At 62.4% G+C, this 20661-nt stretch carries 21 protein-coding genes; 10 read left to right on the top strand and 11 right to left on the bottom strand.

Translation table 11 applies throughout. The features are described from left to right. Nucleotides 1-60: 60 nt before the first annotated feature. Together FJ954_RS22270 and FJ954_RS22265 are read left to right on the top strand one after the other, a co-directional pair. On the top strand, nucleotides 61-1227 hold the full coding sequence (locus FJ954_RS22270; protein ID WP_015318666.1) for an acetyl-CoA acetyltransferase: 1167 nt from the start codon (nucleotides 61-63) through the stop codon (nucleotides 1225-1227). A gap of 27 nt (nucleotides 1228-1254) precedes the next feature. Then, nucleotides 1255-2259 carry an asparaginase gene (locus tag FJ954_RS22265; RefSeq protein WP_140663184.1) on the top strand — a complete coding sequence of 335 codons (1005 nt, stop codon included), beginning with the start codon at nucleotides 1255-1257 and terminating at the stop codon, nucleotides 2257-2259. A 9-nt stretch (nucleotides 2260-2268) separates the two neighbouring features. Here the strand turns inward: FJ954_RS22265 and FJ954_RS22260 are convergent, their stop codons facing one another. Next, nucleotides 2269-3645, bottom strand: a complete 1377-nt coding sequence (locus FJ954_RS22260) for a TIGR03808 family TAT-translocated repetitive protein (RefSeq protein WP_140663183.1) — start codon at nucleotides 3643-3645, stop codon at nucleotides 2269-2271. A gap of 117 nt (nucleotides 3646-3762) precedes the next feature. On the opposite strand from FJ954_RS22260, the gene greA reads away from it, so the two are divergent. Then, complete coding sequence (gene greA / locus FJ954_RS22255; RefSeq protein ID WP_140663181.1) at nucleotides 3763-4236, top strand: transcription elongation factor GreA; 474 nt, start codon at nucleotides 3763-3765, stop codon at nucleotides 4234-4236. On the opposite strand, the gene FJ954_RS22250 is transcribed toward greA, so the two are convergent. The 4 genes from FJ954_RS22250 to FJ954_RS22235 form a co-directional block, all read right to left on the bottom strand. Continuing rightward, nucleotides 4233-4619 carry a type II toxin-antitoxin system death-on-curing family toxin gene (locus tag FJ954_RS22250; protein WP_140663179.1) on the bottom strand — a complete coding sequence of 129 codons (387 nt, stop codon included), beginning with the start codon at nucleotides 4617-4619 and terminating at the stop codon, nucleotides 4233-4235. The two genes, greA and FJ954_RS22250, sit on opposite strands and share 4 nt — an antisense overlap. Continuing rightward, a complete protein-coding gene (locus FJ954_RS22245; RefSeq protein WP_015318661.1) occupies nucleotides 4616-4846 on the bottom strand; it encodes an AbrB/MazE/SpoVT family DNA-binding domain-containing protein in 231 nt (76 codons plus the stop codon). Before FJ954_RS22245 ends, FJ954_RS22250 begins: the two co-directional genes overlap by 4 nt. 74 nt (nucleotides 4847-4920) lie before the next feature. Beyond that, on the bottom strand, nucleotides 4921-7041 hold the full coding sequence (scpA, locus tag FJ954_RS22240) for a methylmalonyl-CoA mutase (protein ID WP_140663177.1): 2121 nt from the start codon (nucleotides 7039-7041) through the stop codon (nucleotides 4921-4923). Continuing rightward, nucleotides 7038-8480: a methylmalonyl-CoA mutase subunit beta gene (locus tag FJ954_RS22235; protein ID WP_140663175.1), complete on the bottom strand. Its 1443-nt coding sequence runs from the start codon at nucleotides 8478-8480 to the stop codon at nucleotides 7038-7040. The genes scpA and FJ954_RS22235 overlap by 4 nt, the downstream gene beginning before the upstream one ends. A 342-nt stretch (nucleotides 8481-8822) precedes the next feature. On the opposite strand from FJ954_RS22235, the gene FJ954_RS22230 reads away from it, so the two are divergent. Then, entirely contained in the window at nucleotides 8823-10370 is a 1548-nt protein-coding gene (locus FJ954_RS22230) for a helicase HerA-like C-terminal domain-containing protein (protein WP_140663173.1), read from the top strand. Nucleotides 10371-10423: 53 nt separating this feature from the next. Here the strand turns inward: FJ954_RS22230 and FJ954_RS22225 are convergent, their stop codons facing one another. After that, nucleotides 10424-11251 carry a L,D-transpeptidase gene (locus FJ954_RS22225; protein ID WP_015318657.1) on the bottom strand — a complete coding sequence of 276 codons (828 nt, stop codon included), beginning with the start codon at nucleotides 11249-11251 and terminating at the stop codon, nucleotides 10424-10426. A gap of 170 nt (nucleotides 11252-11421) precedes the next feature. After that, nucleotides 11422-12084, bottom strand: a complete 663-nt coding sequence (locus FJ954_RS22220; RefSeq protein WP_015318656.1) for a haloacid dehalogenase type II — start codon at nucleotides 12082-12084, stop codon at nucleotides 11422-11424. Between the two features lie 155 nt (nucleotides 12085-12239). On the opposite strand from FJ954_RS22220, the gene FJ954_RS22215 reads away from it, so the two are divergent. The 4 genes from FJ954_RS22215 to FJ954_RS22200 all read left to right on the top strand — a co-directional run bounded on the left by FJ954_RS22215 (nucleotide 12240) and on the right by FJ954_RS22200 (nucleotide 15448). Next, nucleotides 12240-13118, top strand: coding sequence for a branched-chain amino acid aminotransferase (locus FJ954_RS22215; RefSeq protein WP_015318655.1), 879 nt, complete (start codon nucleotides 12240-12242; stop codon nucleotides 13116-13118). Nucleotides 13119-13290: 172 nt separating this feature from the next. After that, complete coding sequence (locus FJ954_RS22210) at nucleotides 13291-13893, top strand: superoxide dismutase (protein ID WP_015318654.1); 603 nt, start codon at nucleotides 13291-13293, stop codon at nucleotides 13891-13893. A gap of 157 nt (nucleotides 13894-14050) precedes the next feature. Continuing rightward, nucleotides 14051-14488: a cytochrome c gene (locus FJ954_RS22205; protein WP_015318653.1), complete on the top strand. Its 438-nt coding sequence runs from the start codon at nucleotides 14051-14053 to the stop codon at nucleotides 14486-14488. A gap of 9 nt (nucleotides 14489-14497) precedes the next feature. Beyond that, nucleotides 14498-15448 (top strand): cytochrome c, encoded by a 951-nt coding sequence (locus FJ954_RS22200; RefSeq protein ID WP_015318652.1) that lies wholly within the window; start codon nucleotides 14498-14500, stop codon nucleotides 15446-15448. Here the strand turns inward: FJ954_RS22200 and FJ954_RS22195 are convergent. The 3 genes from FJ954_RS22195 to FJ954_RS22185 all read right to left on the bottom strand — a co-directional run bounded on the left by FJ954_RS22195 (nucleotide 15445) and on the right by FJ954_RS22185 (nucleotide 18742). Beyond that, on the bottom strand, nucleotides 15445-15846 hold the full coding sequence (locus FJ954_RS22195) for an SET domain-containing protein-lysine N-methyltransferase (RefSeq protein WP_015318651.1): 402 nt from the start codon (nucleotides 15844-15846) through the stop codon (nucleotides 15445-15447). The two genes, FJ954_RS22200 and FJ954_RS22195, sit on opposite strands and share 4 nt — an antisense overlap. A gap of 150 nt (nucleotides 15847-15996) precedes the next feature. Beyond that, complete coding sequence (locus FJ954_RS22190) at nucleotides 15997-16623, bottom strand: LysE family translocator (RefSeq protein WP_140663171.1); 627 nt, start codon at nucleotides 16621-16623, stop codon at nucleotides 15997-15999. 19 nt (nucleotides 16624-16642) lie between these two features. Beyond that, on the bottom strand, nucleotides 16643-18742 hold the full coding sequence (locus FJ954_RS22185; protein WP_140663170.1) for a S9 family peptidase: 2100 nt from the start codon (nucleotides 18740-18742) through the stop codon (nucleotides 16643-16645). Between the two features lie 113 nt (nucleotides 18743-18855). Between FJ954_RS22185 and FJ954_RS22180 the strand changes: the two genes are divergently transcribed. Next, nucleotides 18856-19224, top strand: coding sequence for an SH3 domain-containing protein (locus FJ954_RS22180; RefSeq protein ID WP_140663272.1), 369 nt, complete (start codon nucleotides 18856-18858; stop codon nucleotides 19222-19224). Between the two features lie 450 nt (nucleotides 19225-19674). Next, nucleotides 19675-20103 carry a MucR family transcriptional regulator gene (locus tag FJ954_RS22175; RefSeq protein ID WP_015318648.1) on the top strand — a complete coding sequence of 143 codons (429 nt, stop codon included), beginning with the start codon at nucleotides 19675-19677 and terminating at the stop codon, nucleotides 20101-20103. 86 nt (nucleotides 20104-20189) lie between these two features. On the opposite strand, the gene FJ954_RS22170 is transcribed toward FJ954_RS22175, so the two are convergent. Next, nucleotides 20190-20618 (bottom strand): SufE family protein, encoded by a 429-nt coding sequence (locus tag FJ954_RS22170; RefSeq protein WP_015318647.1) that lies wholly within the window; start codon nucleotides 20616-20618, stop codon nucleotides 20190-20192. Nucleotides 20619-20661 lie beyond the last annotated feature (43 nt).

Genomic DNA, 20661 nt, shown 5'->3' with positions numbered 1-20661 from the left:
AACAATAAAGGCGAAGTGCGTCACGAGCCATGGGCGCTGGCGCCAAGGATGGAGACCGCCATGACCGCATGCATCGTTGGCTGGGCGCATTCGCGCTTCGGCAAGCTTGAGGGCGAGACGCTCGAAAACCTGATCGTCAAGGTCGCGACGGACGCGCTCGACCATGCCGGCATTGGCCCGGACGAGGTCGACGAGATCGTGCTCGGCCATTTCAATGCCGGTTTTTCGGCGCAGGATTTCACGGCAAGCCTGGTTCTCCAGGCGGACGACCGGCTGCGCTTCAAGCCGGCGACACGCGTCGAGAACGCTTGCGCCACCGGTTCGGCGGCGGTCAGGCAAGGTATCCGCGCCATTGATGCAAACGCCGCCCGCATCGTGCTGGTGGTTGGCGCCGAGCAGATGACGACGACGCCCGGGCCCGAAATCGGCAAGAATTTGCTGAAAGCTTCCTATCTGCCCGAGGACGGCGACACGCCAGCCGGCTTCGCCGGCGTCTTCGGCAAGATCGCGCAGGCCTATTTCCAGCGCTATGGCGACCAGTCGGATGCGCTCGCCATGATCGCTGCCAAGAACCACAAGAATGGCGTCGACAATCCCTATGCGCAGATGCGCAAGGATTTCGGCTATGACTTCTGCCGGCAGGAGAGCGAGAAAAACCCGTTCGTCGCAGGACCCTTGAAGCGCACCGACTGCTCGCTGGTCTCCGACGGCGCCGCTGCCCTTGTCCTTGCCGACACGGCAACGGCGCTGAAGATGCGCCGCGCGGTCGCCTTCCGCGCCAACGAGCATGTGCAGGATTTCCTGCCGATGTCGAAGCGCGACATCCTGACCTTCGAAGGCTGCGAACAGGCCTGGACCCGCGCGCTGAAGAACGCCGGCGTAACGCTCGACGATCTCTCCTTCGTCGAAACGCATGACTGCTTCACTATCGCCGAATTGATCGAGTATGAAGCGATGGGACTGGCCAAGCCGGGTGAGGGCGCCAAACTGGCGCTGGATGGCACAACGGCAAAAGACGGCGGCCTGCCGGTCAATCCCTCCGGCGGACTGAAGGCCAAGGGCCATCCGATCGGCGCCACCGGCGTATCCATGCATGTCTTGACCGCCATGCAGCTTGTCGGCGAAGCCGGCGGCATCCAGGTGCCGGGCGCGAAACTCGGCGGCATCTTCAACATGGGCGGTGCGGCGGTCGCCAACTACGTTTCCATTCTCGACCGGATCAGGTAAACCGCCCCGGCATTCGCGGGAGGTAGCATGGCAAATCCGGTTCTGATCGAAGTTTTGCGCGGCGCCATTGTCGAGAGCGCCCATCGCGGCGCCGTCGCCGTCTTCGATGCCGACGGCAAGCCGGTGCTGGAGATCGGCGATACGTCGAAGCCGGTCTTTCCGCGTTCCGCCGTAAAGGCGATCCAGGCCCTGCCGCTTGTCGAAACGGGTGCCGCGGATGCCTATGGCTTCGGCAATCGCGAACTGGCGCTGGCCTGTGCCTCCCACTCCGGCGAGCCGGCGCATGTCGAACTGGCGCGGTCCATGCTGGCCAGGGCCGGGCTGGACGGGTCGGCGCTCGAATGCGGGGTCCACTGGCCCTCGAACCATGACGCGGAGATTGCGCTCGCGCGTGCCGGCGGCTCACCGAATGCGTTGCATAACAATTGTTCCGGCAAGCACTCCGGTTTCCTCTGTACCTGCGTTCATTTGGGCATCGCGCATCGCGGCTATGTCAGACCGGATCACGCCCTGCAGGAAATGGTGCGCGACGCCATGCAGGCAGTCACCGGCGCTGTCCACGGCCCCGACGAACGCGCGGTCGACGGCTGCTCGATTCCGACCTATGCGGTGCCGCTCAGGAGTTTCGCGCTCGGCTTTGCTCGCATGGCCACGGCCCAAGGCTTTGGCCCGGAGCGGGCGAAGGCCGCGAAGCGGCTGCTTTCGGCCTGCATGGCGGAGCCGTTCTTCGTGGCCGGCACCGGCCGCGCGGACCTGTTGCTGATGGAAGCCGCTCCGAGGCGAATTTTCGCGAAAGGCGGGGCCGAGGGCGTCCATTGTGCCGCAATTCCGGAACTCGGCCTCGGCATCGCGGTCAAATGCGATGACGGTGCCGGGCGCGCCGGCGATGCAATCGCCGCCGCGGTCCTCGCCAGGCTGCTGCGGGCGGACGAGGCCTTGGCGGCGAAGCTGCTCGAACTGGCGAATGCGCCTATCGAAAGCCGGATTGGCGCCAAGGTCGGGGCGCTGAGGCCGACGCCGGCCCTGAATTGAAGGCGGTAATCAGCTGACGCGGTTGCGCTCGACGGTTAAGTGCGCATAGCCGCTGCTGCTGGTCTGGGTGAGGTCTGATGTCACCGGCTCGGCCCAGCGCTGGCCGACAACCGCTCCGTTCGACGCGCCATCGATGACGTTGTCGGAGATGACGGCCGTGCCGGCACCTTCGACCACACTGACGACGATGCCGGTGCCTGCCTTGCGAATGATGTTGCCGGTGGCCACGACGTTGCGCAGATACGGCCCCCAGCCGATCGACATGCCGTAGAGCGGCGCGTTCTCGATGACGTTGTTGGAAGCGACGGTGTCGGCCTCGACGGCGATCCCAACGCCGAAGCCGGGTGGATCCGCGGTATAGGGGCCTGATGTCGACAGATTGCGCACGATGTTGCCGGAGCAGATACCCATGCGGCCGCCTTCGTTGAAGTTGACGATCGAGATGCCGTTGGCCGCGCCGTCGACGATGTTGTTGGAAATGACGGCGCCTTCGAACGAGAACTCGGAATAGACCGCGGTCTCGCCCGAGCGCGAGCAGGTGTTGCCCGATATCTGCAAATTGCTGGAACTGTTGGCCCGGATCGCCGAGAAGGCGCAGTCGGAGACCACATTGCCCGAGATGACGACATTGCCGGCGCGGAAGGCATTGATGCCGTTGCCGTTCTGGCCGGTGCCGCCGCTGCGCGCGCCAATGCGTTCGACGCGGTTGCCGGTGACCATGGTGCCGTCTTCCGCAGCTTGCCAGCGGTGCACTAGGATGCCGCCATTGGCACAATCGGAGACGGTGTTGCCTGATATCGCCAGTCCTGCGGCCTCCACCGAATAGATGCCGGCGTCCGCCGCCCCCGATATGTCCGAACGCTCGATCCGGCCCGCGGCGTGTTCCAGCGCCAGCCCGTTCTTGCCGCTGCCCGTGATCTGGCAGTTGTCAACCACGAGATGCGCCACCCGGCGCAGATCGAGCAGTCCTTGCGCGTAGTCGCCCATAGAGCGATTCGCGCCGTCGAAAACCAGTCCGCTGAGTTCGATATGGTCGGCGTGTTCGGCCATAAACAAATGGCCGTCGCCGCCATAGACGATCCGTGTCGCGCCCGGCACGCCGGAAAGACGCACGCGACCAGGCAGCGAGAGATTGGACACCACATAGGTGCCGGGCGGCAGGAAGACCGGCATGTCACGGCCATTCGCGTCGCGCAGCAGCTTGGCGAAGGCCTTGCTCTGGTCGTCAAACGTACCGGGCTGGACGCCAAGTTCGGTGGCGTTGATCGAGCCTCGCATCGAGGCTTTCTCGATGCCGGTTAGGCCGGCGGCGGCCGTCTTGCCGAGCGCGAGGCCCGTGACCGCAAAGCCGGCGGTCTGCGTCAGCAGCGTTCGTCTGTTCAACATCGGCACAGAATCCCAGTGTTCAGCCCCGACACCGCAGGAATCATGCCAGACGTTCAACGCGCCTCTTCTCGGCGGCAATGACTTGTCGGGCAGCCACTCGGCGCCTAAGTTCAGGGGATGAGCAGAGCTTTTACCCGCGAAGAAGACAGCGAAAACGCGATCGCCGGTGTTGGCGAGCGGCCGATCAGCACGCACCGCAACCTGGTGACGGAGCGCGGCCTTGCGCAGATCGACGACAATCTGGCCGATCTGCGCGATATCATGGCGAAAGCGGAGCGGAAAGCCGACCGCGAGCGCATTGCGGTCGTGTCGCGCGACCTGCGCTACTGGACCGCACGGCGCGAGAGTGCCGAGCTTTCCGTGCCGGAGCCCGGCAGCGATGTCGTCCGCTTCGGCATGGGTGTCACGCTGCAAAGTGACGACGGCAAGAAGGTGCACTGGAAGATCGTCGGCGAGGATGAAGCCGATCCGGCCAAGGGCAGCATTTCGCATGTCTCGCCGATGGCGGTCGCGCTGTTCGGCAAGAAGGTTGGCGACGTGGCCACCGTCAACGGCAAGGAGTGGGAGATCGTCAAGCTCTCCGAGAGTTAGTCTTCAAGCTTGACGACATGCTCGCGGAAGAATGCGGCCGCACCCGCTTCGTCTATCTCGCCGGCAGCGACCATCATCACCAGTTGGATGACTTCCTCCTGTTCGGCTTCGATGCTTAATCCGTTGAAATAGAGAAACAAGTCGGCCGCAGCGAAAGCCGTGCGCTTGTTCCCATCGACGAACGGATGGTTCTTTGCGATGCCGAAGAGATAGGCGGCAGCGAGTTCGCTCAGATCCGGCTCGCCGTATGCTTCTTTCTGTTGCGGACGTTCGAGCGCCGATTCCAACAGGCCTTCATCGCGGATACCCGACGCGCCGCCGTGAAGACGCAACTGCTCGGCATGCATCGCCTCCACGAACTCTCGCGAATGATGTGCCGTCATTTTGCGAGCGCGCGGTAGGCAACCTCGTATTTCCTCATCCGCTCGCGCGCTACCTTCATCTTGCGCTCGAATTCTTCGGCAGAATCTTCCAATCGGCGCAAGCGAAGCTCTTGACCTTCCTGGACGACGACCACGTTGTCGCCTGTCTTGAGATTCAATCGATCGAGAAGCTCTTTCGGCAGAATCACGCCGTCCGAATTCCCGATCTTGCGAATTGTGGTGTTCATGATGAAACATCCTGTTGCAACGCTAATTATAACGCGGTGCGCCGGGTGTTGCAACAGATATTATAACAGATTCGTCACGAGGATAGCAGCCGATCCAGCAGCCGCTCCGCCGCTTCCGGAATGACCGTGCCCGGCGGGAAGATTTCCGCCGCGCCGGCTTGCAGCACCGCATCATAGTCCTGCGGCGGGATGACGCCGCCGGCCACGATCAGCATGTCGCCGCGGCCGAGCTTCTTCAGCGTGTCGCGCAATTCTGGGATCAGCGTCAGGTGACCCGCTGCCAGCGATGAGGCGCCGATGATGTGGACGTCATTCTGGACAGCCAGTTTCGCGATCTCTTCCGGCGTTTGGAACATGGCGCCGACGGTAACGTCGAAGCCGAGATCGGCGAAGGCCGTGGCGATCACCTTCTGCCCGCGGTCGTGGCCGTCCTGTCCCATCTTGGCCACGAGGATGCGCGGCTTGCCGCCGTTTTTCTTTTCGAAGGCACCGAGCTTGTCCTGCAGGCGGTCGATCACCGGACTGTCGCCAAGCGCCTTGCGGTAGACACCGGAAATGGTCTGCACCGTGGCCACATGGCGGCCATAAGCTCTTTCCAGGGCGAACGAGATTTCGCCGACAGTGGCATTGGCGCGCGCGGCGCGGATGGCGAACTCCAGGAGGTTGTCCTCGCTCTGTGCGGCACGGGTCAGCGCATCGAGCGCGCTTTCGACGGCAGCGACGTCGCGCGTGCCCTTCAGCCGTTGCAGCTTCGAGAGTTGCCGGGCCCTGACCTCGGCATTGTCTATCTTCAGCACGTCGACCTCGATATCGGTCCCGGGGCGATGCGCATTGACGCCGACCAGCATCTGCTCGCCGGAATCGATGCGCGCCTGCGTGCGGGCGGCGGCTTCCTCGATGCGCAGCTTGGGTATGCCCTTTTCGATCGCCGCCGCCATGCCGCCGAGAGCCTCGACCTCCTCAATATGGGCGAGCGCACGCGCCGCCAGATCATGCGTCAGCCGTTCGAGATAGGCCGAACCGCCCCACGGATCGATGATGCGCGTGGTGCCGGATTCCTTCTGCAGGACGAGTTGCGTGTTGCGGGCGATGCGCGCCGAATGGTCGGTCGGCAGCGCCATTGCTTCGTCGAAGGAGTTGGTGTGCAGCGACTGGGTATGCCCCTGGGTCGCGGCCATCGCCTCGATCATGGTGCGGATGATGTTGTTGTAGGGATCCTGTGCCGTCAGCGACCAGCCGGAGGTCTGGCAATGGGTGCGCAGGGACAGCGACCGCTCGTCCTTTGGCGCGAAGTTCTTTTTCATCAGCGTCGCCCACAACAGGCGTGCGGCCCTGAGCTTGGCAACTTCCATGAAGAAATTCATGCCGATCGCCCAGAAGAACGACAGGCGCGGCGCGAAACGGTCGATGTCGAGCCCCGCCGCGACGCCGGCGCGGGCATATTCAATCCCGTCGGCGATCGTATAGGCGAGCTCCAGGTCGGCGGTCGCGCCGGCCTCCTGCATGTGATAGCCGGAGATCGATATCGAGTTGAACTTCGGCATGTTCTTCGAGGTGTAGGAGAAGATGTCCGAGACGATCCGCATCGAGGGCTTCGGCGGATAGATATAGGTGTTGCGGACCATGAACTCCTTCAGAATGTCGTTCTGAATGGTTCCGGCCAAATCCTTCTGCGCGACGCCTTGCTCTTCCGCCGCCACGATGTAGAGCGCCATGATCGGCAGCACCGCGCCGTTCATCGTCATCGACACGGTCATCTCGCCGAGCGGAATGCCGTCGAACAATTGCCGCATGTCGAGGATGGAATCGATAGCCACACCCGCCATGCCGACATCGCCGGCGACGCGCGGATGGTCCGAATCATAGCCGCGGTGCGTGGCGAGATCGAAGGCAACCGAAAGGCCTTTCTGGCCGGCGGCAAGGTTGCGCCGGTAGAAGGCGTTGGATTCTTCGGCGGTCGAAAAACCGGCATATTGCCGGATGGTCCAGGGTTGCTGGACATACATGGTCGGGTAGGGGCCGCGCACGAAGGGCGGCAGGCCCGGATAGGTGTCGAGATGCGACAATCCCTTGAGGTCGCCCTGACTGTACAGCTGCTTGACGACAAGGCCTTCCGGCGTTGTTCGCTGTCCCTTGACCTCGACAGGCGCGCGGCGCGGCGGCACCCAGCCGATCTGACCGAAATCCGGAATCAAGAAGCGGCCCCGATGGATTGATCGATGCGGACCGGAGACAACGCTTCGCACAGGACGACGCCCTCGGTGAAGGCAGGTCGCTTCTCTGCGTCCAGCGTCTCGACCGGGCGCTCGCTTTTCAACGGATAAAGCGTGGCGCCGACAATGGCCCGCTCGTCTGACTTGAAGGCTATGGCGCGATGGGCGGCGGCGTTGCGGACGCGCTGCTGGATATGTCCGTCCCGAAGGCTGGACAGCACGCCACCCTCAGCCTCGATGGCCTGTAATTCCGCCCACGCGGCTTCGCAAAGGTCTGAGGTGAGCGCTTCGACGGCGCCGGAGCCATGGGCGGGATCGGCGACATGATCGACATGGCTTTCATTGGCCATGATCAGCTGCGCGTTGCGCGCGACGCGGCGGGCAAAGGCCGCCGGCAGGCCGTGCGCGATCGTATGCGGCAGGATTGAGATCGAATCGGCGCCTCCCGCCGCCGCGGCGAAGCAGCCGATCGTCGTGCGCAGGATGTTGGTTTCGGAATCCAATGCCGTCATCATGCGAAATGATGTCTCGGCATGGATGTTGGCCGTGGAATTGGGGATCGAGCAGGCCTCCTGCACCCGTGCCCACAGCCTGCGCAGGGCTCGCACCTTGGCCATCGACAGGAACTGGTCCTGGTCGACGCTGAGCGCGAAACCGATATGAGGCGCGGCATAGACGAGCGGCTGCCGCGCCTTCTCGAACATTCGCAGATACGAGACCGCCGAGGCCAGCATGATGCCGAGTTCCTGCGCTTCCGTGGCGCCGGCATTGTGGAAGACGCGACCGTCCGCCTCCAGAAGCACACCCGGAACGCCCATCGAGAAGAAATGCGCCAGCGATTGCGGCATGGATTCCTGCAGCGCCTCGATCGACATGCGCAGCCGGCCGGTGCCGGCAAGGATAGCAGCCGGATCGATGCCGAAGGAAAGGTTGAGCTTTGCCGGATCGGAGCGGCGCTTGCTCAGGAACGCCACCAGCCAGTCGGCCATGGGGCGGCTCCAGGGGTGGGTGTCGATACGGATCTGGACCCGGTTGAGGGGCACGCCCTCCAGCACCGTCTCGAGCGCCTGCGCCGTCCTCGGCAGGCCGTAGCCAAACGCGTTCGGGGCGCCCTCGAAGACGAGCGACAATCCCGTCGCGCCCTGGGCGACATCTTCCAGGACCTGCCTCTTGGCGCGTTCGACATCGGGGTCGTCGACGCGCTGGCTGACGATCCACGGCGATTGAGGATTGGCGCGCACGATCGGTTCCGTTCCGGTCGCGCGTTCATAGAGCGGCTCGACGCGGATGTTGTCGTCGGTATGCGAGACCAGCTTTTCCTCGAAGGATGCGCCAGCCAACGCTTTTTCCGCCAGGGTCAGCCATCGCTGACGCTCCGCATTCGTTGGCTCAACATCCCTGGTCAAGGCTCCGGCGCCCATTCATCGTCCTCGTTCTATGTGGCCGCACCAGCCCGGGCAGCCTAATCTACGGTCCCCGGTCAGTTATCGCAATGCACGCCCAGGGCTTGAATTCGACCCACCTGATATTCGATCCACCTGATATAGGTCGCTTGCGTGGACGGACCATGAACGATTGCCAAACACCGTCGAAATCCGCAAGTTCCAAAATCCGATTTTGGCGATTGGTCCGATTTGGACGATAGCCCTGATTGGACGATTGGTCCTGCCTTGGACAATTGTCATTGTCGCTGTGCGGCAGCCTCACTATACCATCGGGCAAAGGCTGGCTTTAGACACATCAGTTTTGCGGAGACCCGACCTATGGCTGACGACACCAGTATTTTTATCGGCGCCAGCCGCAAGCCCGACGACAGCTATCAGCGCGCCGAAAACCTGCTGCTGCAATACGGAAATCGCCATGGCCTGGTGACCGGCGCCACCGGTACGGGCAAGACCGTCACCTTGCAGATCCTGGCAGAGGGATTTTCCAACGCCGGCGTGCCGGTCTTCTGCGCCGACATCAAGGGCGACCTTTCCGGTATCGCCATGATGGGCACCGCCCAGGATTTCCTGGTCAAGCGGGCAGAACAGGTCAAGCTCGACCCTTACGACTTCCAGGAATTTCCCGTCATCTTCTGGGATCTGTTCGGCGAGCAGGGCCACCCCATCCGCGCCACCATTTCGGAAATGGGCCCGCTGCTCCTGTCGCGGCTGATGAACCTGACCGACGCGCAGGAAGGCATCATGAACATTGCCTTCCGCATTGCGGATGAAGAGGGCCTTCTTCTCTTCGACCTCAAGGACCTGCAGGCGCTGCTCGCCAACATCGCGGAGCGCGCCGAGGAAATCAGCGCCCGTTATGGCAACGTCACCAAGCCGTCGGTGGGGGCGATTCAGCGCACGCTGCTGGTACTTGAGCAGCAGGGCGCGGCGAACTTCTTCGGCGAGCCGGCTTTGCGCATTGCCGACATCATGCGCACCACCCGCGATGGTCGCGGCGCCATCAGCGTGCTGGCCGCCGACAAGCTGATGATGAATCCGCGCCTCTACGCGACGTTCCTGCTCTGGCTGATGTCGGAGCTGTTCGAGGAACTGCCGGAGGTTGGCGACCCCGACAAGCCGAAGCTGGTGTTCTTCTTCGACGAGGCGCACCTCTTGTTCGACGAGGCGCCGAAGGTGCTGATCGACCGGGTCGAGCAGGTGGTCCGCCTGATCCGCTCGAAAGGCGTCGGCGTCTATTTCGTCACGCAGAACCCCTTGGATATCCCCGAAAAGGTCCTGGCCCAGCTCGGCAACCGCGTGCAGCACGCGTTGCGTGCCTACACGCCGCGCGAGCAGCAGGCGGTGAGGACGGCGGCCGAAACCTTCCGGCCCAATCCGGATTTCGACTGCGCCACCGCCATCACCCAACTCGCCACCGGCGAGGCCCTGGTCTCGACCCTGGAGGCCAAGGGCATTCCGTCCATGGTCCAGCGCACGCTGATCCGTCCGCCGTCATCGCGGCTCGGACCCATCACCCCGGCCGAGCGGCAGAAGCTGATCGGGGAAAGCCCGGTCACCGGCCAGTATGACCAGGTTGTCGATCGCGAATCGGCCTTCGAAATGCTGCAGAAGAAGGCAAAGCAGGCGCAGGACGCCGAGGCGCAGGCGCAGCAGGCCGGCACCGGCGGCTCGCGCTGGACCATTCCAGGCTTCGGCAATGACGATCCCGCGCCGCAGTCCGGTGGCCGGCGCGCGCCTGCGCCGCGCCCCTCCAATCGCCAGACGGTGGCCGAGGCCGCGATCAAGTCGGTGGTGCGCTCGGTCGGCTCGTCGGTTGGACGTGCCATTGTGCGCGGGATTCTGGGTAGTTTGTCGCGGGGACGGTAGGATCGGGGCAGCCGCAACGCCACTGCCCCCTGAAACTCAGAAGCCCCTGAAACTCAGAAGATCGCGTTCGTGACCGCTTTGACTGGGCCGAGCAGCACGGATCCATCCGGCACGCCGGCATCGATCGGGATCGCCTTGTGGTTGGCCGTCGCCACCATCGGCTGGCGAGCGTCGCTGGTCACGATGACCGGCGTCTTCGAGGGCACGCGGTCATAAAGGTCGATAATGTCCTGGTTCATCAGGCGCACGCAGCCCGACGACACCGATTTGCCGATCGAGCGCCATTCCGGCGAGCCGTGCAGGCGATAGAGCGTGTCCACATTGCCCTGGAAGAGATAGAGCGCACGTGCGCCGAGCGGGTTCTTTAGGCCGCCGGGCATGCCGCCATTGTCGGCGCTGTACTGCTTCAATTCCGGCTGGCGGGCGATCATCTCATCCGGCGGCGTCCACTTCGGCCATTTCTGCTTCCACTGGACGACAGCGTCGCCCGACCATTCGAAGCCGGCGCGGCCAAGGCCGACACCATAGCGAATGGCCTGGCCGCCAGGGCGAACCAGATAGAGGAAATGGCCTGTCGTATCGACGACGATGGTCCCCGGCTTCTGCCCGGTCGGGTCGGGTACGATCTGGCGCAGGAACTGCGGATCGATCCTGTCGACGGGGATGGCCGGCAGATCGAAACCGCCATCGTTGACCGCAGCGTACATCGACGCATAGTCGGCGAGCGGAGGCTCGACATACGTTGGTGGCGGCGGCGGCTCGACTGGTCCCGGTCCGGTGGTGGCGCATGCGGAAACCGCGATCGAGGCGGCGCCCAGGGCTGCGGCGTTGAGGAAGCCGCGACGGCTCAGGCGATAGGATTCGATTTCGGTTATGGACATGGCTGCCTTCTTTAAGACTCAAATCGCAACAAAGCGTCAACACGCGACGTTCGCTGCGGGTGCCTGACAACACCTGAGGCGATAGGCGGTTCCGATTCTGGCTCGAACGTGGACAAACAAAGGCGAAGCTGTGACTGCGCCGCCACTGTGGCGCTGGAGCCACAGGTCAGTTAGGCGCCGGATACGAGTGCCTCCAACGATGGCAGGATCAGGGCCGGTGGCAAGTCCTGGTATTCCTCCGGCTGGTTGGAGCGGTTGATCCAGACCGTGCGGAAGCCGAATTTGGTGGCGCCCGCAATGTCCCAGCGGTTGGAGGACTGGAAGGAGACCGCGCCGGGGTAGAGGCGCCATCCCGTGGCGACCATGTCGTAGACAATAGGATCGGTCTTGAAGCGACGCACCGCATCGACCGAATAGATGTCGTCCAGGACCTGGTCGAGTGCCGCCGACTTGACTGCTGCCTGCAGCATTTCGGGCGAACCGTTGGAGAGGATCGCCAGCCTGGCGCCCGAAGCCTTGAGCGCTTTCAGCACGGCCGGCACTTCGGGATAACAGTCCAGCCGCCAGTAGGCTTCCAGAAGTTTCGCCTTGAGGCTCGGATCGGCCGAAGGGACCTTGCGCAAGGCGAAGTCCAGCGCCTGTTCGGTCAGCTGCCAGAAATCGGCATAGGCGCCCATCAGCGTGCGAACCCAGGAATACTCGAGCTGTTTGGCGCGCCAGATTTCGGACAGGAGTTGGCCGTCCGGGCCGATCGCGTCCGCATGGCGGCGCACGGCGGCGTGCACGTCGAACAGCGTGCCATAGGCGTCGAACACGTAGGCGGCGTATTGCATGGCAACAGTTTTGAGGCGAGGCGGGACAAGGTGCAAGCCTTGATTGCAGCGCACCCGTCGCTGGCCTCAACAAAACTCCCCGATGCTGGTTGACGGCGGCGGTCAAAGCATCATCCAATGTTGTCACACAAGATTGACCGGAACGGGAAAACGCGATGACACTGGCGGCGGCGGCGCAATCCGCGACATGGACTTTCGTCGATGGCGATTGGTACGAAGGCAATGTCGCCATTCTGGGGCCGCGCAGCCATGCCATGTGGCTCGGCACCAGCGTGTTCGACGGCGCGCGGTGGTTCGAAGGCGTGGCGCCCGATCTCGAACTTCATGCCGCACGCGTCAATGCCTCGGCGATCGCGCTTGGGCTGGCGCCGAACATGACGCCCGAGCAGATCGTCGGGCTGACCTGGGACGGATTGAAGAAATTCGACGGCAAGACGGCGGTCTACATCAGGCCGATGTACTGGGCCGAGCATGGCGGCTACATGGGCGTGCCGGCCGATCCCGCCTCGACCCGTTTCTGCCTCTGCCTCTATGAATCGCCGATGATCTCACCGACCGGCTTTTCGGTGACCGTGTCGCCATTCCGGCGCCCGACTATCGAAACCATGCCGACCAACGCCAAGGCCGGCTGCCTCTATCCCAACAACGGCCGCGCCATCCTCGAGGCCAAGGCGCGCGGCTTCGACAACGCGCTTGTGCTCGACATGCTGGGCAATGTCGCGGAGACCGGAAGCTCAAACATCTTCCTGGTCAAGGACGGCCATGTGCTGACGCCGGCGCCGAACGGAACCTTCCTGTCCGGCATTACCCGCGCGCGCACGATGACGCTGCTTGGCGACTATGGGTTCACGACGACTGAAAAGACGCTGTCGGTGCGGGATTTCCTCGAAGCGGACGAAATCTTCTCGACCGGCAACCACTCCAAGGTGGTGCCGGTCACCCGCATGGAGGGCCGTGATCTGCAACCCGGCCCGGTGGCCAAGAAGGCACGTGAACTCTATTGGGAGTGGGCGCATTCGACCTCGGCTGGCTGAGATAGCCGGCCTTTTTGTCGCCGCGCGGCTGGTCACAGGAAAAGCATGTGACAGTTCCCGGGAACCCGCTTAGAAAGGGAACCGGCGCTTCACTTCCGGAGTTGCTCCAGCTCAATCCCGACCTATCTTACTCCGGTATCCACACCGGATTTTCCACGAGGGAGTACTACCCATGGCTTTCGAATTGCCCGCTCTGCCCTACGACTATGAGGCCCTGCAGCCCTATATGTCCAAAGAGACGCTGGAGTATCACCACGACAAGCATCACAAGGCCTATGTCGACAACGGCAACAAGCTCGCCGCCGAAGCCGGCCTTGGCGATCTTTCGGTCGAAGAGGTGGTCAAGCAATCGTTCGGCAAGAATGCCGGTCTCTTCAACAATGCTGCCCAGCACTACAATCACATCCATTTCTGGAAATGGATGAAGAAGGGCGGCGGCGGCAACAAGCTCCCTGGCGCGCTGCAGAAGGCTTTCGACAGCGATCTCGGCGGTTACGACAAGTTCAAGGCTGATTTCATTGCCGCCGGCACAACGCAGTTCGGTTCGGGCTGGGCCTGGGTTTCGGTCAAGGACGGCAAGCTGGCGATATCGAAGACGCCGAACGGCGAGAACCCGCTGGTTCATGGCGCATCGCCGATCCTCGGCGTCGACGTCTGGGAGCACTCCTACTACATCGATTATCGCAACGCCCGGCCGAAATACCTCGAGGCCTTCGTAGATAGCCTGATCAACTGGGATCACGTGCTTGAACTCTACGAAAAGGCGAATGCCTGATCAATCTTCCGAAAGGCCCGGCACCCCCGGGCCTTTTCTTTTCGTCTCGAACCCCACGGCTAGGGTCATGCAATTTCATGCGGGAGAATGGGAATATTCCACCTCCCGCATCCGTTAACGTCCTGTCCTGAAATGCCTTCACCACGGAGCCAAATGAATGAGAAAGCTTGTCATCGCCATCTCCATGCTCGCACTCGCCGCATCGGCGGCCTTTGCCGATCCGATCCTCGATCGGCAGGCTCTGATGAAGGAACGCGGAAAGATCGTCGGCGGCCTGTCGAAAGTGGTCAAGGGCGAGGAGCCATTTGATGCCGCCGCGGTGCTGACGCAGTTGCAGGCACTGCAGGCAAATGCCGAGAAGTTCGACGTAGAGGCCTTGTTCCCGAAGGGCACCGACACCGGCGACACCACGGCGGCGCCAAAAATCTGGGAAGACATGGCCGGCTTCAAGGCGACCGAGGACAAGTATCTCGCCGATGTCAAGGCTGCGGTCGCGGCGGCTCCGGCCGACGTCGATGCGCTGAAGACGCAGATCGGCACCATCGGCTCGGACTGTGGTACCTGCCACCAGGGCTACAGGGTCAAAAAGGGCTGATCGCCAGCCATGGCATGGCTGAAGAAGCTCGTCGGCGCGGCCCTCGTCCTGGGCGTCGCCGGCGCGTCGGCGGGGTGGCTGCTGTCGGCACCGGTCACGCTTGATGCGGCGACCCTGGCGCAACTCGGCCCAGGCGATGTTGCCCGGGGCAAGCGCATCTTCTATGCCGGCGGCTGCACCTCCTGCCATGCCAAGCCCGGGTCGCAGGGCGATGCACGGCTTCAGCTCATAGGCGGGCTCGAACTCAAGACGCCATTCGGCATCTTTGTTCCGCCCAATATTTCGCAAGATCCCAAGGACGGCATCGGCGCATGGTCGGCCGGGAATCTCGCTAACGCCATGCTGAAAGGTGTGTCGCCTTCGGGCGAGCATTTCTATCCGGCATTCCCCTATGCCTCCTATGCTCGCATGAAACCGTCAGATGTCGCCGACCTTTACGCTTTCTTGAAGACGCTTCCCGCCGTCGCCGGCAAGGCGCCCGGCAATTCGCTGGCGTTCCCGTTCAGCATCCGGCGCGGCATTGGCCTGTGGAAGCGGCTCTATCTCAGTGACAAGCCTGTCGTGCCCCTGCCTGATGGCGCGCCAGACCCTGTGATGGCAGGCCGCTACCTGGTCGAAGGACCGGGCCATTGCGGCGAATGCCACACGCCGCGCGACCTCGCTGGAGGCACCAGGAAAAGCGAATGGCTGGCCGGTGCGGTGGCCGCCGAGGGCTCGGGCGTCGTGCCGAACATCACTTCGGGCGAGGGAGGTATCGGCAGCTGGTCCGCGTCCGACATCGCAAACTACCTCGAAACCGGATTCACGCCGGACTTCGATTCCGTCGGCGGCGCCATGGTCGACGTGCAGCGCAACATGGCCGAGCTGACGGCGGACGACCGTGCGGCGATTGCTGCCTATCTGAAGGCGGTGCCGCCGCATCCCAACGGCTATCCGGCGCGCAAGAAAAGTACGAACTAATCCTCGGACTGCAGGTGGCGATCGCCGAGGAAATCGAAGCCCGTTTCGAAGAAAAGGTTGTAGTTGCAGGTCATCTCCTCGCCAGGCGCGATGTCGCGCAAGGCGTAGGTCTCCTCGGGCGACGAGACATCGCAATTCGGCTCGTCGTCATGGTTCATGTAGCGGGCGTCGTCGGCTTCGAAGACGATATAGGCGGGATCGCGACGGTCGGGGTAGGAATAGCGGTCGAGGTAGTTCTTCACCGGCCCGGTTTCGCTCTCATAGGTCTCGACGTCGATGATCCGATCGAACCGGGGGTCGAGCTTCCAGACCAGCGTGCCCTTGGCAATATGGTTCTTGGCAAACACACCGATGCCCTGGATCGGCGATTTGTCGAGATAGACGTCGACGAGCAGCATAATGGACCCTTGTGCAAGTGCGGACTTCGTGCCCGGGAAAATCGTGCTTTGGGTAGCGCGCGACCGTCGCAATTGCGAGCGGAAATGAGCCGCGCGGAATTCAAAAAGTGATGATCATCAGGCCTGCCAGCGGACGTGGGTCGCCTGGCCTCAGCGCTCTTGCAAGGCGAGGCGGACACCCAGGGCGCAGTAGATGCCGCCGACAACCTTGCCTTGCCATTTCAGCACTGTCGGATTTCGGCGCAGGAAACTGCCGAGCCGCCCTGCGCTCACGGCAAACACGACCGTGCTGAAAAGCCCCAGCATGACGAAGATGATCCCCAATACGGCCAATTGAACCATCACTGATCCGTTTTCGGGCCGCACGAACTGAGGCAGGAACGCCAGGAAGAAAAGCGCGGTCTTGGGGTTGAGCACCTCGGTCAGGACAGCCTGTCGAAACGCCTTGCCGGCGGAGCTTGCAAGCGCGCCGGCGGTCGGATCGGTTGGCGCTTTCTCGATGATGGCCCGAATGCCGAGGTAAACGAGGTAGGCCGCGCCGATATACTTTACGATGCTGAACAGCGTCGCCGATGTGGCGATGATCGCCGAGATCCCAACCATCGCCATGGCGGTATGAAACACATCGCCGGCCGCGATCCCGCCGCCTGTGGCGATTCCGACTCTCGTCCCCGAACTCGTTGCGCGGGCGATCGTCAACAGCGTGGCCGGGCCAGGAATGAAGACAAAGCCGAGCACAACCGCGATGTAAGCTATCGTTGTGGCCAGATCGATCATCGCAGCGTTCCTCCGTGAGCTATGCCTTGTCCGTCACCTTCAGCGTGAAGGCATAAGTATAGGCGATCTCCTCCAGGCGTGAAAACCGGCCGGAGGCACCGGCATGGCCGGAATCCATGTTGATCCTGAACAGTACCGGATTGTCGCCGCTCTTGCGGTCGCGCAGCCGCGCAACCCATTTGGCCGGCTCCCAATAGGTGACGCGCGGATCGGTGAGACCGGCGAGCGCCAGGATCGGCGGATAGTTGAGCGCGGCGACATTGTCGTATGGCGAATAGGCGGCGATCGTCAGGTAATCGTCGGCCGACGCGATCGGATTGCCCCATTCCGGCCATTCCGGCGGGGTCAGCGGCAGCGTTGCATCGAGCATGGTGGTGAGTACATCGACGAAGGGAACCTCGGCCACGATGCCGCCGAAGCAATCCGGCGCCATGTTGGCGATGGCGCCCATCAGCATACCGCCGGCCGAGCCGCCTTGCGCGACGATTCGGTCATGCGCGGTATAGCGCTCGGCAACGAGGTGGCGGGCGCAGGCGATGAAATCGGTGAAGGTGTTCATCTTGTGCGCCCGCTTGCCGTCGTCGTACCAGCCATATCCCTTGTCCTTGCCGCCGCGCACGTGGGCAATGGCAAACACGAACCCACGGTCCACCAGCGAGAACCAGTTGGTGTTGAAGGCGGCCGGCACGGTGATACCGTAGGAGCCGTAACCGTAGAGCAGGCATGGCGCGGAGCCATCCAGCGGCGTGTCGCGGTGATGCAGAAGCGAGATCGGCACCAGTTCGCCATCGGCCGCCGGCGCCATCAGCCGCCTCGTGACGTAGAGGTGCGGATCGTGGCCGGACGGCACTTCCTGGGTCTTGAGCAGCACACGCTCACGAGTGCGCATGTTGTAGTCGAACATCTGTGACGGTGTCGTCATCGACGAGTAGGAAAAACGCATCATCTCGGTGTCGTATTCCAGGGACCCTGAAAGGCCGAGCGAGAAGGCTTCCTCGTCGAAGGAAATCAGATGCTCTTCGCCGCTGGCCCGATCCCGCACGACGATGCGCGGCAGGCCTTCCTTGCGCTCGAGCCGCACCATGTGGTCCTTGAAGCCGATCACCGACAGGATCAGCCGGCCGGGTTCATGCGGCACCAGTTCCTGCCAGTTGGCGCGGACCGGGTCGCTCGCCGGCGCCGTCATGATCTTGAAGTCCTTGGCACCGTCCGCGTTGGTCAGGACGAAGAAGATATCGCCGCCTTCCCCAAGTTCATATTGAAGGCCGGTCTCGCGCGCCGAAACCAGCTTCGGCTTGGCAAATGGATCGCTGGCGCTCAACAGGCGGTATTCCGAAGTCTCGTGATCGTTGATGCCGATCATGATCCATTGGTTGTTGCGGGTCCCGTCGACGTTCATGAAGAAGCCGGGGTCGGTTTCCTCGTAGATCAGCCGGTCGTTTTCAGGGGCCTGCCCCAGTGCGTGGAACAGCACCTTCGACGGCCGGTGGTTTGGGTCGAGACGCGTATAGAAGAACCCGTCATTGCCCGCGTCCCAGACCCCCGAACCGCCGGTGGCCTGTATCTGGTCCGCCAGTTCCTTGCCGTCGGCAAGGTCGCGCACACGCAGCGTGTAGAATTCCGAACCCTTGTCGTCGAAGGCCCATAGCAGCTTGCTATGATCGGCCGAATGATCGACGCCGCCAAGCCGGAAATAGGCCTTGCCCTCGGCCTCGGCGTCGCCGTCGAGCAGGATCTGCTCGGGTCCGCCGCCGCGCGGCGTTCGGAAATAGCGCGGCTGCTCGCCGCCGAGCTTGAAGGAAGAGCCGTAGGCATAAGGCCCGTCCTTCATGGGAACGGAAGAATCATCTTCCTTGATGCGGCCCTTCATTTCCTTGAAAAGCTGCTTTTGCAGATCTGACGTGTCGGCCATCAGCGTCGACTGATAGGCATTCTCGGCTTCGAGTTCGGCGCGGATCCCAGGATCGAGCAAGGAAGGATCCCTGAACATTTCTTGCCAGTTATCCGCTCGCAGCCAGGCATATTCATCGGTTCGCGTGATGCCGTGATGCGTGTCCGAGACGGGCCTTTTCTCGGGGGCAGGGGCGCTGGCGATTGGAAATCGGGAAGTCCTGGTCATTGCGTCTCGCTCTGGAAATATCTTGAATGACGAATGAACACGCCGATCAGGGCAGGTTCAAGAGCTGTGGCGTAGAGTTGGTGTCGGCCCATGCGACGGCCGGGGGAGAGAAGATGACTATTCGGTCTCGTATTGCTGCGGCTTTCGCCGTCGCTTCGCTAAGTCTGGTCTTTGCCGGCCAGTCTCATGCGACCGTATTTTCGGCTTGGCAAGTGGCCAATGTGCCGTTCGGCGACACGCTCAATGTGCGCAAATATCCGTCGGGAACATCCCAGAAGCAGGTCGCATACCCGAACGGGATCGTCCTGCAGATGACCGGACGATGCACCGGCGGCATAAACCTGCTCGATATCGCCAATCAACCGGCATGGAAACAGCAGCAGACGGTTCGCTATCGCTGGTGCGAAATCTGGCATGACCCGGCCAAGAACGGCACCTTCGTGGCCGGCTGGGCCTATGGCAGATATATCATCCCGTATTGAACGACCATCGATTTTGGCCCCGACGGGTTCGGCCGGCGGGCATGTCGCCTGGTTGCCTGCCCGACAGAGAGGAGCGGCAACCTGTGGTTTTGAGGACAGATGCGAACAACCAAGTTTGCCGAAGCGACGGCAAAGCAAACGAGAGCATTGAAACCTGATTTGTGAGTTATCGCGAATGTAACGGTGAACTGACGTTACGTCAGGCTTTATCGGTTTGGCGGGCGAAATATCGAAAAATTACATGATGCACGAAAGATTGAAGCTGATCGCGGAATAGTTGATCAAGATTCATAAATATAATGCGCGCAACGAATTGACTTACTTGACCTGCGGCCGCATTGATGTCCCCGTGACACGAATCGCGGCAGCTCTATCTGCGCAAATTCGTGCAATGCCCTGCCTGTAAAAAGGGGCACAGACCGACGTAACTCTTGTTGGGGCCTGAAGACCATGGATATTGTCGAAACACCTTCCAGAAACAATGATGCGCTGATCGAGCTCACCGCCGACGTGGTGGCTGCCTATGTCAGCAACAATCCGGTGCCGGTCGGCGAACTGCCGAACCTGATATCCGATGTCCATGCCGCCCTCGGGCGTGTGGGCGGAACCGTCGAACAGGCGCCTGCCGACAAGCAGAAGCCGGCTGTCAACCCGAAGCGCTCGGTTCATGACGACTACATTGTCTGTCTCGAAGACGGCAAGAAGTTCAAGTCGCTCAAGCGTCACCTGATGACCCACTACGATCTGACGCCCGATCAGTATCGCGAAAAGTGGAACCTGGACCCAAGCTATCCGATGGTTGCCCCGAATTACGCGGCGGCCCGCTCGCAGCTTGCCAAGAAGATGGGCCTCGGCCGCAAGCGCAAGGCGGCGCGGTAGTCGCTGCTTGCCAGATTGGATTGAAATCAAACGGCGCCTTCGGGCGCCGTTTGATTTCAGGGGTGGGCGGAAGATCGACAGGTCGATCAGGCAGTCTGGGCGAGCGCCATCTCGGCATCGCGTTTGATGCGCTTGACCATCGAGCGAAGACCGTTGGCACGCTGGGGCGACAGGTGCTCGTCGAGGCCGAGTGCCTTCAGCGTCGCTTCCGCATCGATTTTCTGGATTTCGCTGGCCGTCTTTCCGGAAAACAGCGCCAGCATGATCGCAACCAGTCCGCGCACGATATGGGCGTCCGAATCGCCGGTGAAAGTGATGACGGGGTCGGCGCCCGGACCCCGTTCGGTGGTCAGCCAGACCTGGCTGACGCAACCTGGCACCTTGTTGGTGGCGTTGCGCTCCGCATCGGGAAAGGGCGGCAGCGCTTCGCCGAGTTCGATGACGTAACGATAACGATCCTCCCATTCGTCAAGGAACGAGAAGTCGTCGCGGATCGTCTGGATCGTGGTCGTCATGACCCGGATATAGTCACGCGGCGGCGCCGCGTCACGGAAAAAA

This window comes from Mesorhizobium sp. B2-3-15, assembly GCF_006442875.1.
Classification (GTDB): domain Bacteria; phylum Pseudomonadota; class Alphaproteobacteria; order Rhizobiales; family Rhizobiaceae; genus Mesorhizobium; species Mesorhizobium australicum.
This window is presented reverse-complemented; position numbering and strand designations above follow the sequence as displayed.